The organism is Sporolactobacillus sp. PKPK-6 (assembly GCF_056678885.1).
In genome coordinates, this window is sequence record NZ_JBWXPA010000001.1 from 617,173 (window position 1) to 632,488 (window position 15,316).

Sequence of the window (15,316 nt, forward strand, 5' to 3'; positions counted from 1 at the left end):
GTAAATAAAAAAAATAGAGAGTGAACAAATCACTCCCTACGTCCAATCATGCTTAGCCGAGATTTATTTTGATATTTCCTTCGTCTACTTCGACCAATCCAGTCGCAAATGTTACTTTTCCACTCTTTTTATTAATAAGCTTCAGACTGAATTTATCTTGACCGTTTCCATCAGCCAGATCAAGTTCAAATCCTACTTCTTTATCATCGGCATGACCGACGCCGGAAATTTTTAGAATAGAATAGCCATTCTTTTCAAAAGCATCAAGTGAAGAAGGATCAAAGCGGTCAGCCTCAAATGTAAAGTCCTTATCATGCTTGTCATCATCAAGATCTTTGTATTTGAATTTTAGACTGCTTTCATCAAGATCATCACTGTCAATTGCGACTTTGATCGCTGCACGGCCATCGTACTCACATTCATCAGTTACGGGACCGGATGCTTCTCCTCGTGCACTGACCGTATGATGCTTCCTTGGGAAGATATCATCGCATTCTTCTGGAAAATCAGGTGTCGGGCACGGATCATCGTAATCCGGATCATCTACGCGGATATCATTGCCACGCGGTTTGCAGAATTTAGCCTGAACAGACAGTTTAACCTCTGCCTCAACCTGAATATCAGCACAGAAGAATACTTTCAGTCTAATAAATGGCGGGAACGGTCCATTGAGAATAACCGCATTATCTAGAATGCGTGCTGAGATTTTCGATACTCTGCAAAGAAGATCCGTTCCTTTCGGATAGCAAAGCGCAAACGGCTCAAGAGCGCTGACATCCGTTTTCAGTTTAGTGACCACTTCTCCCTCTCTGTCGACAACAAGAACAGTAATTGTTGCCGTGAACAGAATAGTGACAAGCTGAGCACTCACTTCTTGCCCATAAAGATGTCCTTCTACAGATTGTTTGCCGCCAACCTGCTCGCAAAAGAAATCTTTATGCTCACCTTTTTTTACCTCACTATTGTCGAGCGGAAATAAAGGCGGAGTTTTCGGTGTTTTAACCACTACGCGCAGTGGTCTTCTACTTGGGTCGGCCAAAGCGCATTCAATGTCTTCAAGCTGCGCTTCAGTAAACTGAAGTTTTAATTTTGTACCGATTTTGTCCGTAACCCAGTCGTAGACCTTGGGAACTCTGATACATTCATCCTTAAGCCTGCTTTTTGGCTTGGAGATTAGTTTACTTCCCATTTAAAACCTTCCTTTCTGTCAAATGTAAAAAAACATGGTTGGTTGTTTCCCTACATAGTATGGGTATGGCACGGGGATTGGCACAATTATGACTGCCCATTTTTTGTGCGGATAACTAGAAAAGTTCAGGGAACTGTTCAACTAGTGACGATGATCATCCGTAATAATTTTTCTCTTGGAGCAAAAGGTACGGATGGTCGCCTAAATAATATAGGAGGTGAACGGCTTGAATAACAATCATGAAGTTCAGGGAGAAAAGCAAAAGCTAAGTTCTATTCGGCACGTAAAATGGCCGACATGGCCGAGTAAGAAAAAAACTGCATCTCATCCAGAACAGAAGCAGCTAGCAGAAAAACAGCCTCAGATCGATGACCAGATTTCCCCTGCATTTGATGAACAAGACCCAGAATCAAGCAGTGAATCGATCCATCCTTTTCATCATGAGGAGGATGATCTGCATTCCGTCGAAATTGATCCTTTCCATATTAACAGCGATGATCGCCCATACGATCCGCCGCATTCTGAATAAAATGATGAAGGACAAAGAAAAAGGAGATGCGTTCGGTGAGTAGAGAAGAAGCTGATGAACAAATTCATGATAATCAGCAAAAAAACAAAGCTGATGATTTTTTTGAAGCCCCGAAGAAAAGAAAAAGCAGTTGCAGTACTTGCGGTCATGTCACTTGGCGGCCAAAAAACAATTAAAGAAAGAAAAAACGGTACCCATTCTCTCTATAGAGAAACGGATACCGTTTTTTTCTGTTCCACAAATAAGAAAGTGAAATTTAAGGTAATCATGAATTCGCCCAATGCAAAGTCATGAAGCTATTCAGATGCTAATGATGTTGAACCCTGCATCAACATGAATGGTTTCACCGGTAATATTCTTAGAAAGATCGCTGAATAGGAAAAGTGCGGTATTGCCGACATCTTCAGGACTAATCGAACGGCGAAGCGGTGCTTTCTCCTCAATAACCTTCAAAACACCATTGAAATCAGAAATTCCTTTTGCCGAAAGTGTACGGATCGGTCCGGCAGAAATGCCGTTCACACGAATATTATCCTTGCCAAGATCATTTGCCAAATACTTTACACTTGCATCCAAGCTGGCTTTTGCTACACCCATAACATTATAGTTTCTAACAACGCGTTCGCCGCCGAGATAGGTCATAGTGACAACGCTTCCACCCTCAGTCATCAAGCCTTTTGCTTCTTTAAGCACAGCAGTTAATGAATAGGCACTGACATTCTGCGCAAGCAGAAAACCGTCACGCGTCGTGTTCATATAGTCGCCGTCAAGTTCTTCCTTTTTGGCGAAGGCGATGCAATGAGCAAGTCCGTCAATTTTGCCGACATCTTCTTTAATTTTTGCAAATGTCGCTTTGATCTCTTCGTCAATCGTGACGTCACACGAATAGAAAAGACTGTCCTTCCCATCAAGTGTTGCCGCCAGCTTTTCCACAGATTCGCGAAAGCGTTCGTTATTGTACGTAAAAATGAGTCTAGCTCCGGCACGATCAAGTGCCTGCGCAATACCCCATGCGATGCTGCGTTTATTAGCAACACCCATAACTACATATGTACGCCCTTTAAGCGTTAATTCCATGTCCAATCCTCCCTATAGATCACGTCAATCCAATGGCTATTATATCATGAAAGAACGCCTGCGTCCTTTCATGCTTAGGTCCGCAGTCATTGATTCTCAAAATCCGCTAAAAAAGAGAATGTATAATCGAATACTTGTATAGCCCTTGCATTCAGAAATACAGTATATCTGCATTTTACTTGATCCATCTAAATGTTTCTTTTTTTCATGCTTTACGCTATCATGATTAAGTATTACCGATGTATTACTATAAGTTACCTCCACGAAACTTTTTTCAGAAGAAGGACAGACTCATGTTGAACAGAGATTCCCTTGCAAAAATAGATTATACGTTGTTTTTTATCATTTTCTTGTTCGCCTGCATCAGCTATTTATCAATCTCTATGGCTCCGCTCAAATCCGGTGCGCCTGCTCTAAGCATGGCTCACCGTCAAATTGCATGGTACATTGTCAGCATATTCATTGCTATTGGTATCATGTTCTTTGATTATGATCGTCTGAAACGGATGCACTGGATTTTTTATGGAATCGGAATGGCACTGCTTTTAGGTCTCACCTTCGCCCAACTGGGTGTGCCGATTCCAATGGTCGATAAGTCTCACGGAGCCATGAGCTGGTATGCGCTCCCTGGTATCGGACAGCTGCAGCCTTCCGAGTTCATGAAATTATTTATGATTGTATCCATAGCTACAACGATTGATAAACATAATGAAGAATATTCGATTCGAGGACTAAGGGAGGACATGCTGCTGCTCGGCAAAATTGCGCTTGTATCCTTTCCTCCTTTTATGCTGGTCTTTGCTCAGCCGGACCTTGGAACCGCACTCGTCATGTTCAGTATCATCGTTTCCATGACCTCGGTCAGCGGCATCAATTGGAAACTGATTTTAGGCATTTTTGCATCGATTATCTGTGGATTAGCTTTTTTCGCCATCAGCTGGTTCCACTTTCCTGAAATCATTAATATTTTCCTTAAATCGCACCAAAAGGATCGTTTTTTAGCTTGGCAGGATCCGCAGCGTTATTCTTCTGATGTAGGCTACCAGTTGATCCAGTCTCTTAAATCCATTGGTTCCGGAGAATTTTTCAATTACCGGTTTAACTCGTCAATTACCTTGCCTGAGTCCTATAATGACTTTATATTCGCTGTAATTGGCGGGAGTTTCGGTTTCATTGGCGCGGTAACGGTCATCTTGCTGTTCTTTCTGTTTGTTTCCCGAGTAATCAAAGCAGCTGTTGAAACGCACGACCCATTTGGAAGTTATATTTGTACCGGGATCGTCGGCATGGTCATGTTTCAGGTATTTGAAAATATCGGCATGACCATTCAAGTCATGCCCGTCACCGGGATCACCTTGCCTTTTCTAAGTTATGGAGGAAGTTCGCTGCTTGCCAGCATGATCTGTGTCGGTATTGTTCAAAGCGTACGAATGCAAACACAAAAGTTCATGTTTTCCTAACAGCCGCGGTCAGCGGCTGTTTTTTTTACAAGCAGTCAGCGGCAAAATGATAAGAAATATCAGCAATGATTCGTTTAAAGTAAGTTGGGAAAAATAGTATTGAATACGTAATTGAGGGATGATATACATGTACGATGTGATTGGTGATATCCATGGCTGTCTCACAGAATTTACTCAATTGACAGAGAAACTCGGTTATCGATGGGTACATCAACTGCCCATCCACCCTGAGCAAAGAACACTTGTTTTTGTCGGCGATATCACGGATCGCGGTCCGTCTTCCGTTGAAATGATCCGAATTGTTGCCAATTTAGTAGAGCAAGGGCTTGCCTTGTACGTTCCCGGCAATCACTGCAATAAGTTGTACCGGCTCCTGATTGGAAGAAACGTACAGGTCGCGCACGGACTTGAAACAACCGTACAAGAACTCAACCAATTGGACAATCGCCATCGTGAACAGATATCGGAACAATTTATCGCACTCTACAAAAAATCGCCGCTGATTCTTTACCTCGATCAGCAGCAATTAGTTGTTTGTCATGCAGGCGTGCAGGAAAATAATTTATTTAAACCGCTCACGAGTGCGATGAAATCCTTTGCTCTGTACGGTGATACTACAGGAAAAAAAGATGCAAATGGACTTCCTGAACGGCGCGATTGGGCAAGACAGTACCACGGTAAACCTCTGATTGTATATGGCCATACTCCGGTGGTGAGACCGCGCTGGAAAAATCATACGTTGAACTTAGATACCGGATGCGCGTTTGGCGGTATGCTGAGCGCACTACGCTATCCAGAAATGAAACTGGTTGCTGTTCCATCCTCCATGCCGCGAATCTCGGATCGCTTCAGATCGTTTCCAGATTGATTGGATTTGCTAGAAGTGTCTGCATATCGTCTGGACACTGTTTATGCAGATGGATCGGCTCGCCGGTAAACGGATGTATAAAGGAGACTTCAAAACTATGCAGTGCCTGTCGTTCAATCCGCTCTAACGTTCCACCATACAGATCATCACCCAAAAGCGGATGCCCAATTGATGCGAAATGAACACGGATCTGATGTGTTCTCCCGGTCTGCAGCCGCACGGCGACGAGTGTCCAGTTACTATATCGCTCAAGCACCTTGTAATGAGTAATTGACCGTCGACCATTCTGCCAATCGACCATTCGCTCAATTGCACTTCCCGCACGGCGGCCGATCGGTGCATCGATTACACCCTGATCCTGGTGCACCGTTCCCTCGACACATGCCAGATATCTGCGATGGATTTCTTTCTTCTTCTGCATCTTAAAAAAGCGCTCATGACTGAAGCGATGCTTGGCAACTAACATCAAGCCGGATGTGTTGCGATCCAGTCGATTAATAATATGGACGGTTGACGCAAGATTTTCTTCTTTAAAATAACGCAGCAAGCCGTTTGCTAACGTTCCGGACGGATATTGATGAGATGGAATAACAGGTATTCCTGCCGGTTTATTCACAATGAGGACAACATCATCTTCGTATACAATATCGAGTGGCATTGACTCATCGGAAAGAAACTCACTCGGCATCTCCGGTGGAAAGACAATGGTTAGCTTCTCACCCTTCTGAAGTACATGACGCACGGAACGTTCCTCACCGTCAACTAGTAATTTACCGCCTTTATATTTAATTGCGGACAACGCACGCCGTGATACTTTGATTTCTTTTTTTAGATAATCGCGCATAACCATTCCCTGTTCAGCAGAACTCATGGTTTTCACTATGGTATAACACTGCTTCTCCATTTTATTCGGAACCATATATTCCTCATTCACGTCCTTATCTTAGATAACTAGCCAATAAACGAATCACGTACGCGGCGCCAAAATGGAAAACGGCGAAAACGAGCAAAGCGGATTTTTTCTTCTGCGACGCCAAATTCAATCTGTTTCACTTGATCATGGACACTTGATAAATGATCCACTGAAAGAGTAAAGGATTTGTCCATGACCGGCATGACCTGACAACGGTGATGCTCAGGCATTATGAGTGGTGAGCCCACCGTTCGATAAACCCGATTATTAATCGATGCGATCTCAGTCAACTGGATTGAAGAAAGTGAGGGGTGAATAATCGCTCCGGACAGTCCCTTGTTGTAAGCTGTGGAACCTGTCGGTGTAGAAAAACACAGCCCATCTCCTCTAAAACTCTCAAATTTTTCACCCTTGATCATCACATCCGCAACAAGCAGCCCTTCAACACTGCGCACCGTACATTCATTTAATGCCAAAAAATGTTTCGATTGTGTACCGTCCATGAAATCAACGGCAATACGCAGAAGTGGATACTCAACCATATCGAAGCTTTTTTCAATAACTGATTGAATAAGGCCGTCAACCTCTTCAGCGGTCCAATCGGCATAAAAGCCTAAATGTCCGGTATGCAGCCCTACAAATGCCGTTTTACTCAAGCGATCAGAATAGCGATGAAAAGCCTGAAGCAGCGTACCGTCACCGCCAACTGAAATAACAAGGTCCGGTTCCATGTCATCATAGATGAGCTTGTGCAGCGTCAATTGCTCAAAAATGCGCTTCCGCAACGCAGAAGAGAGCTCATCTCCTCTTTTTTCAATCGCAAATTTTTTTAAGCTGCCAGCGGGAACACTCTTTATGTACCGCGGTTTTTGTTCCATCTCGCCATAACCTTCTTCCAACTTATTCATTGCGGATCTACGTCCTGCTCTAAGGCTTATTTTTCTTCATCAGCGTTTTTCTGAAGAAAACGCAGCTGGGCTACACGAATTTCATCTCTAATTTGGGACATCTCCTCATCAAGACGAAAGGCAGCCTCAGCGGCACTGAGCAGCCTTTTTTTTACATCAATCGGTATTTTCCCATTATATTTATAGTTCAATGAATGCTCAATCGTCGCCCAGAAATTCATTGCCAGCGTGCGTACCTGAATTTCAACCAAGATCTTCTTCTCACCGCTCACTGTCTGCACAGGATACTGAACAACAACATGATAAGAACGGTAACCGCTTTTTTTCTTCTCATTGATATAATCACGTTCTTCGACCACCACTAAATCCGTGCGGCCACGAATCAGTCGTACAACCCGGTGTATATCATCCACAAATTGGCACATGACACGTATCCCGGCAAGATCCTGCATTTGTGTATTCAACTGAGCCAGCGGCATCCCTTTTCGTCGCGCTTTCTCCATAATACTCGGTATCGGTTTTACTCTGCCTGTAACAAATTCAATCGGTGAATTTTCCGAGGTCACCTCATAAAGATCACGATAGCCGCGCAATTTAACTTTAAGTTCATCTACTGCTTGCTTGTAGGGCGCAAGGAATATATCCCACTCCATTCCAATCACTCCATCTGGTCAAAGACAAGAACAACGTGTCGTCATTAATGCTGCTCGTCCACCTGAAAATTTACTTCGGTCTGTTGTTTCTTCACACCCATTATGTCATAATTTAGAGGAAGTTACGAGTATCTGCTTTAGCACCATAGATGAGGGCGGGGCGTAAGACAAATGGCTCAGGAATTGGAAATTGAATATAAGAATATGTTGACAGGTGATGAATTTTCCAAACTTTGTACGGTATTTGGACTGAAAACAACCTCGTTTTTCAAACAAGTAAATTATTATTTTGACACCCCCACCTTCGCTTTGATGAATAAAAAAACGGTCCTGCGTATCCGAGAAGTCGGAAAACAGCATGACTTTACATTAAAACAACCGCATAACGGCGTTATTCTTGAGACTCATCAAGAGCTTGATGATGAAGAAAGCCGATCCATGATCCAGCTTGGGATCGTTCCTCCCGGTGAAATCGAACAAGCGATCACAAAAGTAGGCGTGGATGCAGATCAGCTTGTGCTCATTGGCGAATTGACAACGAAACGCTGTCAATTCCCCTACCAATCCGGTAAATTGTTTCTGGATCACAGCTTATACTTAGATCATAATGATTACGAGTTAGAATATGAAGCGGCAGATCAAGGTTCAGGATCGGACATCTTCAATACATTGCTTCTTGAACACTCAATACCCCGCAGGGCATCAAAAAGTAAAATGATTCGTCTTTTTCAAGCGACACAGGAAAAAAGGAGCTGAACCGGCAATGTCTACTGACACAAACACACTTGCCCAACTTCTATCCATGTCGGTCATGTCCGGCAATCAGATTTTCTCTGATCAATCCAGTACCTCGTCCGTACAAATGAATACTCAAAACTCAAATTTGTTCGGCACATTGCTTTCATTAATGATGAATATGGACAGCACAAGTACATCGGGCAGCAACGGATTGAGCAGTTTGAACACTAATCTTTTAAGCCCAGCAGCAATGACTTCTGATCCGTCACTTGCCACGGATTCAAGTACAGCATCCGATCAGTTGCTGTGGCAGCAGTTCTCTTCCTCTGTCTCGCCATTGTCGATGAAGAACCCATCTTCCACCACCGGCGGCACATCAGATTATAATGAAATCATTCAGGCAATGAGCAAGAAGTACTCTGTTGATGCCAACCTGATTCGATCCGTTATTGACGCTGAGTCCGGCGGCAATCCGAATGCTGCCAGTGCGGCTGGCGCGCAAGGACTCATGCAGCTGATGCCCGGAACAGCAACAGGACTGGGAGTCACTAATGCTTTTGATCCTGTCCAAAATATTGAAGGCGGAACTAAATATCTGCGCAAACTGCTTGATCGTTTTAACGGAAATTATTCGCTTGCCTTGGCTGCTTACAACGCAGGATCAGGTAATGTAGAAAAATACGGCGGAATCCCTCCATTTGCCGAAACACAAGCTTACGTGAAAAAAATTATGAGCAAAATCCAAACGGCTAACGTATGAAAGGCGGTACCTTCTTATGGATGAAGAAAAGCTGAAAGCTCTTGAGGCCAAAGTTGATGCTCTTGAAAAAAAGGTTAAAGTTCTTGAAGCAGATAAACAGCGACCATTGATGGGATCGAACGTTTGGGTGCTAGTTCCCGTTGCCGCGATTATCATGTGGGGTTTGCAAGGCCTCTTTTAATTTTTTCAAAAAAAGTTCCCGCATCTTTTGGATACGGGAACTTTTTCTATTCAATGCACATCCATTAGCATTAAAAACTGCTGTCATCAACTTGATCCAGCCAATCAGTCACGGCATGAACAACTGATTCGACACAGCCTTCTTTAAACGGTGATTCCAGACCGGCAGTCTTAACTAATTCCAGGAACGATCTGCTTCCGCCCTGCTTGCACAGATTTAAATAATCTTTCCATGCAGCATCATAATCTTCCTGCGACTTCTTCCAGAACTCAAATGCACATACTTGAGCCAATGTATAGTCGATATAATAGAACGGTGATTCATAGATATGTCCCTGACGCTGCCAAAATCCGCCGCTCTCAAGGAATTCAATGCCGTCATAATCACGGTATGGCAAGTACTTTTTCTCAATAGCCTTCCATGCCTGCTTGCGTTCCGCCGGGGTCATTTCCGGATGTTCATAAACGACGTGCTGAAATTCATCAACACTCACGCCGTAAGGCAGAAATAAGAGCGCATCGCTCAAATGTGAGAATCTGCGTTTATCAGCATCTTCTTTAAAGAACAGATTCATCCACGGCCATGTAAAAAATTCCATGCTCATCGAATGGATTTCTGCACCCTCAAAAGTTGGCCAGCGATATTCAGGAATTTCAGTATGTGTTGAATAAACCTGAAATGCATGACCAGCCTCGTGTGTCAAGACATCTATATCGCCTGCTGTGCCGTTAAAGTTAGAAAAAATGAATGGTGATTCATAGTCAAAAATATATTCGCAATATCCGCCGCCGGCTTTACCTTTAGTTGCCAGCAGATCCATTAAATGATGATCAAGCATAAACTGGTAAAATTCACCTGTTTCCGCCGACAACTCTGAATACATCTTCTTTCCGTTATCAATGATCCATTCGGCGTCTCCCTTCGGAGCTGCATTACCAGTCGTGAATTGGAACGGCACATCGTAAAATTTTAATTCATCAACATTGATGCGTCTGCGTTGACGTTCATAGAGACGGTTCGCGGCAGGAACCACATATTTGCGAATCTGCTCACGATAATTTTTGACCATATCGCGGTCGTAGCCAATACGAGCCATTCGATAATAGCTGAGATCAGCATAGTTCTTAAATCCAAGTTTATGTGCCATTTCTGTCCTGATTTTCACCAATTGATCATAAATTTCGTCAAACTCTTGTTCATGATCAGTAAAGTAGCCGAAATATGCTTTAAGCGCCGCACTTCTCACTTCACGATCAGGAGATTGCTGGAATGGTGCCAGCTGAGCCAGCGTACATTCCTTGCCTTGAAACGGAATTTTCGCGGCAGCAATTAATTTAGTATACTTTGATGCCCACTTATTTTCTTGCTGCATCAGCGGAATCACTTCAGGTGAAAAGGATTTGAGCTGTGCTTCGGCAAGTGCGAAAAGCTGTCTGCCCCATTTCTTCTCCAGCTCCGCACGAAACGGAGAGGCGAGGAGCAATTTGTAGAACTCGGTCGTTTTCCCTTCAAATATCGGCATCGTTTCATCGGCAAAATCATTCTCATCTTTATAGAAAGGATCCTCCGTGTTGATCGTATGCCTGATTTCAACAAGTCGAAACATTGTGTCCAAATGCGTACGCATGCGATTGATTTCTTCAGCAGAATGTTCCGCTTTATCAAGCGTCTCAGCATTTTTAAATGCGTCAAATGCTTTACTGAATGCTTCTTCGTATTTAGCGACATCCGGTCGTTCGTATTTATAATCTTCAAAAACCGTCACTGCAAAACACCCCTTTTTTAAATCTTTCTTCTCTTTCTTCCTCGTTTTTCCACATCTCAACTATTATATAAAGAAAACTTGGTGAAGCCAAGCAATAGCGAAGGCTGAACCCTAGTTGCCCTTATACTTGTTTCCTCTAATCCTTTATCCCTTTTACCATCCTAACGAGTATAAAGAAAACTTGGTGAAGCCAAGCAATAGCGAAGGCTGAACCCTAGTTGCCCTTATACTTGTTTCCTCTAATCCTTTATCCCTTTTACCATCCTAACGAGTATAAAGAAAACTTGGTGAAGCCAAGCAATAGCGAAGGCGGCCTATTACAGGAGCATAACGTTAATAGAAAAAACCGATGCTCATTCCTTTCGGATTGAACATCGGTTTACTTCATAATCATTTTAGTCAAATGTGCTGTCCCGTAACTTTTTGATGATGATGGCTTGGGTGATGGAGACGGAAACGATGACATTCACCATGTGTTACCAATCTGCGTACATAGTAACATAACAAAATGCCGATCAGACAAAGCATAGATATCGAGGTGACGACCCCACCCCAGCCATACGATTCGAGAAATAATCCACCAACAGGTCCGATCACGCTTGAACCAACATAATAGAACAACAGGTAAAGTGATGAAGATTGTGCTTTCTCACGCCTGTTCGCCAAAATGCCGACCCAGCTGCTCGCAACCGAATGTCCGCCAAAGAAACCAAAGGTAAACATTGCCAAACCGAAAATTTTCAGCACTAGGAATGATGACATCGTAATCAGCAGACCGCAAGTCATCAAAATGATGCACAGTGCAATCACTCCGGAACGACTGGTGTGATCGGAAAGCTTGCCCATCCATGTCGAACTGAATGTACCGACAAGAAAAATGATAAAGACAAATCCAACCACAGTCTGACTTAAATTATACGGTTCTTCCATAAGCGGAATACCAAAATAATTATATACCGTCACAAAGCTCCCCATCAGAATGAACCCAATTAAATAGAGGAAAACAAGTGCCGGTGATTCAATATTTTCAAGGAAACCTGCAGTCGTTCTTTTAATCGACCCGCGTTTCGCATCAAAATGCTTGGACTTCGGTAACAGCATGATGAATAAGGCACCCATCACAAGATTCACCAATCCTAAAATGGCGATCGCCATATTCCAGGAAAACGTGTCACTGAGTGTTCCAACGATCAGCCGACCAGCCAAACCGCCAAGGCTATTGCCGCTGACATAGATGCCGATCACATAGCCAAGCACTTTTTTGTCAAATTCTTCATTGATATAGGCCATCGCAATAGACGGGTAACCGGCAAGCAGCGCACCTTGTATAAAACGAACGGCAATCAAAAGCGGCAAGTATTGGATGAAGCCGACAATAATGGATAGAAACGCCGAAGAAACAAGCGCCAGCACCATCACTTTCTTTCGATCATACATGCCTGAGGTAAATGAAACAAATAATAGAAAAATAGCCAGTGCGCCGGTCGCCGCCGACAAGGTCAAGCTTGCCATAGCCGGCTGCACATGAAATTGAGCGGCAACAACAGCAATGACAGGCTGCGTGCAATAAAGATCAGCGAACATGATAAAGCTTCCCAGAAACAAAGCCACTAATGTCTTTTTAAAGGCTTTACTTTCCGGTGAAATATAATCCATGGAAAATTCCATCCTCTCTGTTTCTCTTTGTAACATCCATACTATGACAATCCCTATTCGTTGTCTAATAAATTATGTGAATGATATTCATGCATAAGGATTTAGAACCGGAGCACCCGATCCCCCGTCAAAGCACACATACATTGCAGCTGCCTATTTTATGAGTTATATTCTTCGGAGTAATGCAATTCAATAAAATGCCTTATTATCGGGATTTTTCACTATAACTATGTTAATATATAGGATACACCTTCAGCACGTATGCTGTTTTATGACGGCATTTTAATCACAAAGTGACTGTAGAGAAGCGTTTTTTCGCTATCATTCTCCACCCTTTTTAGGAGTGATCATTTATGGAGTGGCAACAGATTGAATATTTTCAAAAGGTCGCCCAGCTGCAGCATATGACGCAGGCAGCGGAGGCTCTGTCAATCTCACAGCCCGCGCTCAGCAGGTCGATTGCACGCCTTGAAGAAGAACTGGGCATTTCTCTTTTCGAACGGCAAGGAAGAAGTATTATCTTAAATCAGTATGGCAAGGTGTTCTTAAAGCATGTCAATCGGATCTTAAAAGAGATTGATGATACGAAAAAGGAAATTCAATCCCTGCTTGATCCTGAATACGGTGAGGTTTCCCTAGGATTTCTGCACACGCTCGGCGTAAACATGATTCCAAATATTCTTCGTGCCTTTCAAAAAGAACATGCCAATACACGAATCAAGCTTTATCAAAACAATAATGTCTCACTACTCAAACAGCTTCAATCGGGGGAAATTGATCTGTGCCTTGTGCATCATGCCTTCGATGATCCCCATATTCAATGGGAAAAGCTTTGGGACGAAGAGCTTTTTCTGATGCTTCCGAGAACCCATCCGCTCGCGCGCAGAGAATCCATCGTCTTGGATGAAATCCAATCCGAACCGATGATTGCGCTTAAAGAAGGCTATGAGCTGCGCAAGATTGCCGATAAGCTTTGCCGAAAAGCTAATTTCACACCAAACATCACATTTGAAGGCGAAGAAGTGACCACACTTGCCGGTTTGGTTGCGGCGGGACTTGGCGTCGCCTTGCTTCCCGACCAAAAAGACATCGACGACAGTAAAGTGGCCAAGTTGCATGTAAAGTGGCCAAGCTGCTCAAGACAGATCGGGCTCTCATGGTATGAAGACCGTGCCCTGTCTCCTGCTGCCACCCACTTCAAACGTTTTGTCTTTACCCACTATCGAGAATGAAAAAAGAGGGGCGCTCAGGTGAACGTCCCTCTTTTTTCATGCCATTTCTTTCAATTTATCTTTTCCATGAAACAATTACTTGACAATCGACGTGCCGAATAACTTCTGAAACCGTTCATAATCTTGGGAGCCCAGCGTCTGTTCCACCTTTAAGGTGTGTTCTCCATGCTTCATGGCCTGAATTGCCCGCTGCTGTTCTTCCGTGTGGAACGTACCGATAATTTTATTTGTTTCAAGAATATTTGTAAACGCATTCGGATCAATGCTCTTAATCAACCGCTCCATTTTATACAATTCATAATGACTGATGACCATCATTAACGTACTCTTTTTGGTGCCGGTAAACCCTCCGTATGACGGAATCACCGTCATTCCTCGGTCAAATTGATCCTGGATTGCTTCAACCAGCCGATCCGACTGATCCGTGATCGTCATAACCGTCAATTTCTGATATTTTGTGTGAATCATATCAATCACATAACTATTTACAAAACGTGAAATTAACGTATAAAGTGCGTACTGCCATTCGTACACCGCACCGGCAATCACAATAATAATACCGTTCAAAATCAAAAAATATTTACCTGATGATGCATTACGATTACGCCGCGTTAAAAAAATGGCAATGATATCCAAACCGCCCGTTGAAATACCGTATTTCAAGGCAATTCCAACACCGATCGCAGAGATCATTCCGCCAAATATAGAATTGAGCAGAATGTCTGAAGACAGCGGATGCACCGGCAGAACAGTTAAAAATAATGAGGTCAGCATAACTGTAATGAAACTAAATAAGGTAAAACTCTTTCCGACCTTATACCATCCAAGTACGGCAATTGGCAAATTTAAAACGAGAATCAGCAAACCGATCGAAAGATGAAGGTTCAACCCATCAAACAGGATATCTGAAATCAATTGGGCAGCACCGTTTATTCCTGCCGCATAGACATGAGCCGGCACAAGAAAAAGATTCATGCTGAGCGCACATAAAAAAGCGGCACAAACTGAAATACATGATTTTTTGATTAATTCGCCAATGGAAAAAGCAGGTAACATATCGTTCTTCCTTCATTCACTTTATTTTTTCTTAGTTCCCCGGGTCTCAAATTATAGCACCTTCATTTGCGGATTCAACCTCTGGCAACATTTTCCCAACACTTTCACTTGTTAAACTAAACACATTTTTCAAACATTTATTTATGCCGCAAAAAACAGCTTGAGTGCCGATTAGTTGCCCTCAATGATCGGAACTTGTTACAATATAGAAAGTTTCAGGACGATGGAATCATAAAGTTGTGCTTCCACCATTCAATGAATGAAACTGAAAAGAATATAATAAAGGCAGGTTGACTTTATCAATAATGGATAAAGATATGATGAGATGGAT

General features: G+C 43.1%; 16 protein-coding genes. 8 read left to right on the plus strand and 8 right to left on the minus strand.

Features of this window, described 5'->3' with window-relative positions:
* Nucleotides 1-52: 52 nt before the first annotated feature.
* Nucleotides 53-1,189 (minus strand): BMQ_0737 family morphogenetic spore coat protein, encoded by a 1,137-nt coding sequence (locus tag AC1MBV_RS03005; protein WP_480947492.1) that lies wholly within the window; start codon nt 1,187-1,189, stop codon nt 53-55.
* Between the two features lie 226 nt (nt 1,190-1,415).
* Between AC1MBV_RS03005 and AC1MBV_RS03010 the strand changes: the two genes are divergently transcribed.
* Together AC1MBV_RS03010 and AC1MBV_RS03015 are read left to right on the plus strand one after the other, a co-directional pair.
* Entirely contained in the window at nt 1,416-1,718 is a 303-nt protein-coding gene (locus tag AC1MBV_RS03010; RefSeq protein ID WP_255749632.1) for a hypothetical protein, read from the plus strand.
* Between the two features lie 66 nt (nt 1,719-1,784).
* Nucleotides 1,785-2,012: a hypothetical protein gene (locus AC1MBV_RS03015; RefSeq protein WP_480947493.1), complete on the plus strand. Its 228-nt coding sequence runs from the start codon at nt 1,785-1,787 to the stop codon at nt 2,010-2,012.
* A 6-nt stretch (nt 2,013-2,018) separates the two neighbouring features.
* Here the strand turns inward: AC1MBV_RS03015 and fabI are convergent, their stop codons facing one another.
* The gene (fabI, locus tag AC1MBV_RS03020; RefSeq protein ID WP_255749634.1) at nt 2,019-2,795 is read right to left on the minus strand and encodes an enoyl-ACP reductase FabI; all 777 of its coding nucleotides are present in this window, start codon (nt 2,793-2,795) and stop codon (nt 2,019-2,021) included.
* A 293-nt stretch (nt 2,796-3,088) separates the two neighbouring features.
* On the opposite strand from fabI, the gene AC1MBV_RS03025 reads away from it, so the two are divergent.
* On the plus strand, nt 3,089-4,255 hold the full coding sequence (locus AC1MBV_RS03025; protein WP_480947494.1) for an FtsW/RodA/SpoVE family cell cycle protein: 1,167 nt from the start codon (nt 3,089-3,091) through the stop codon (nt 4,253-4,255).
* A gap of 127 nt (nt 4,256-4,382) precedes the next feature.
* Nucleotides 4,383-5,123, plus strand: a complete 741-nt coding sequence (gene prpE, locus AC1MBV_RS03030; RefSeq protein WP_480947495.1) for a bis(5'-nucleosyl)-tetraphosphatase PrpE — start codon at nt 4,383-4,385, stop codon at nt 5,121-5,123.
* Here prpE and AC1MBV_RS03035 read toward each other — a convergent pair.
* Genes AC1MBV_RS03035 through yjbM form a run of 3 tightly spaced genes read right to left on the minus strand, consistent with a single transcriptional unit; the run spans nt 5,104 to nt 7,597 of the window.
* The gene (locus AC1MBV_RS03035) at nt 5,104-6,042 is read right to left on the minus strand and encodes an RluA family pseudouridine synthase (RefSeq protein WP_255749637.1); all 939 of its coding nucleotides are present in this window, start codon (nt 6,040-6,042) and stop codon (nt 5,104-5,106) included. The genes prpE and AC1MBV_RS03035 overlap by 20 nt on opposite strands.
* A 32-nt stretch (nt 6,043-6,074) precedes the next feature.
* Nucleotides 6,075-6,914 (minus strand): NAD kinase, encoded by an 840-nt coding sequence (locus tag AC1MBV_RS03040; protein ID WP_255749643.1) that lies wholly within the window; start codon nt 6,912-6,914, stop codon nt 6,075-6,077.
* Between the two features lie 56 nt (nt 6,915-6,970).
* Nucleotides 6,971-7,597 carry a GTP diphosphokinase gene (gene yjbM, locus AC1MBV_RS03045; protein ID WP_304654946.1) on the minus strand — a complete coding sequence of 209 codons (627 nt, stop codon included), beginning with the start codon at nt 7,595-7,597 and terminating at the stop codon, nt 6,971-6,973.
* A 171-nt stretch (nt 7,598-7,768) separates the two neighbouring features.
* Here yjbM and AC1MBV_RS03050 point away from each other — a divergent pair, with 171 nt between their 5' ends.
* The 3 genes from AC1MBV_RS03050 to AC1MBV_RS03060 are packed head-to-tail and all read left to right on the plus strand — an operon-like array spanning nt 7,769 to nt 9,276.
* Nucleotides 7,769-8,353, plus strand: a complete 585-nt coding sequence (locus AC1MBV_RS03050) for a CYTH domain-containing protein (protein ID WP_255749639.1) — start codon at nt 7,769-7,771, stop codon at nt 8,351-8,353.
* 7 nt (nt 8,354-8,360) lie between these two features.
* Complete coding sequence (locus tag AC1MBV_RS03055; RefSeq protein WP_304654947.1) at nt 8,361-9,095, plus strand: lytic transglycosylase domain-containing protein; 735 nt, start codon at nt 8,361-8,363, stop codon at nt 9,093-9,095.
* Between the two features lie 16 nt (nt 9,096-9,111).
* Entirely contained in the window at nt 9,112-9,276 is a 165-nt protein-coding gene (locus tag AC1MBV_RS03060; protein WP_480947496.1) for a hypothetical protein, read from the plus strand.
* A 70-nt stretch (nt 9,277-9,346) separates the two neighbouring features.
* Here AC1MBV_RS03060 and AC1MBV_RS03065 read toward each other — a convergent pair whose 3' ends face one another.
* Complete coding sequence (locus AC1MBV_RS03065; protein WP_480947497.1) at nt 9,347-11,041, minus strand: M3 family oligoendopeptidase; 1,695 nt, start codon at nt 11,039-11,041, stop codon at nt 9,347-9,349.
* A 399-nt stretch (nt 11,042-11,440) separates the two neighbouring features.
* Nucleotides 11,441-12,697, minus strand: a complete 1,257-nt coding sequence (locus AC1MBV_RS03070; protein ID WP_255749748.1) for an MFS transporter — start codon at nt 12,695-12,697, stop codon at nt 11,441-11,443.
* Between the two features lie 353 nt (nt 12,698-13,050).
* Here AC1MBV_RS03070 and AC1MBV_RS03075 point away from each other — a divergent pair, with 353 nt between their 5' ends.
* A complete protein-coding gene (locus AC1MBV_RS03075; RefSeq protein WP_480947499.1) occupies nt 13,051-13,929 on the plus strand; it encodes a LysR family transcriptional regulator in 879 nt (292 codons plus the stop codon).
* Nucleotides 13,930-14,004: 75 nt separating this feature from the next.
* Here AC1MBV_RS03075 and AC1MBV_RS03080 read toward each other — a convergent pair whose 3' ends face one another.
* Nucleotides 14,005-14,985 carry a YitT family protein gene (locus tag AC1MBV_RS03080; RefSeq protein ID WP_480947500.1) on the minus strand — a complete coding sequence of 327 codons (981 nt, stop codon included), beginning with the start codon at nt 14,983-14,985 and terminating at the stop codon, nt 14,005-14,007.
* Between the last annotated feature and the right edge of the window lie 331 nt (nt 14,986-15,316).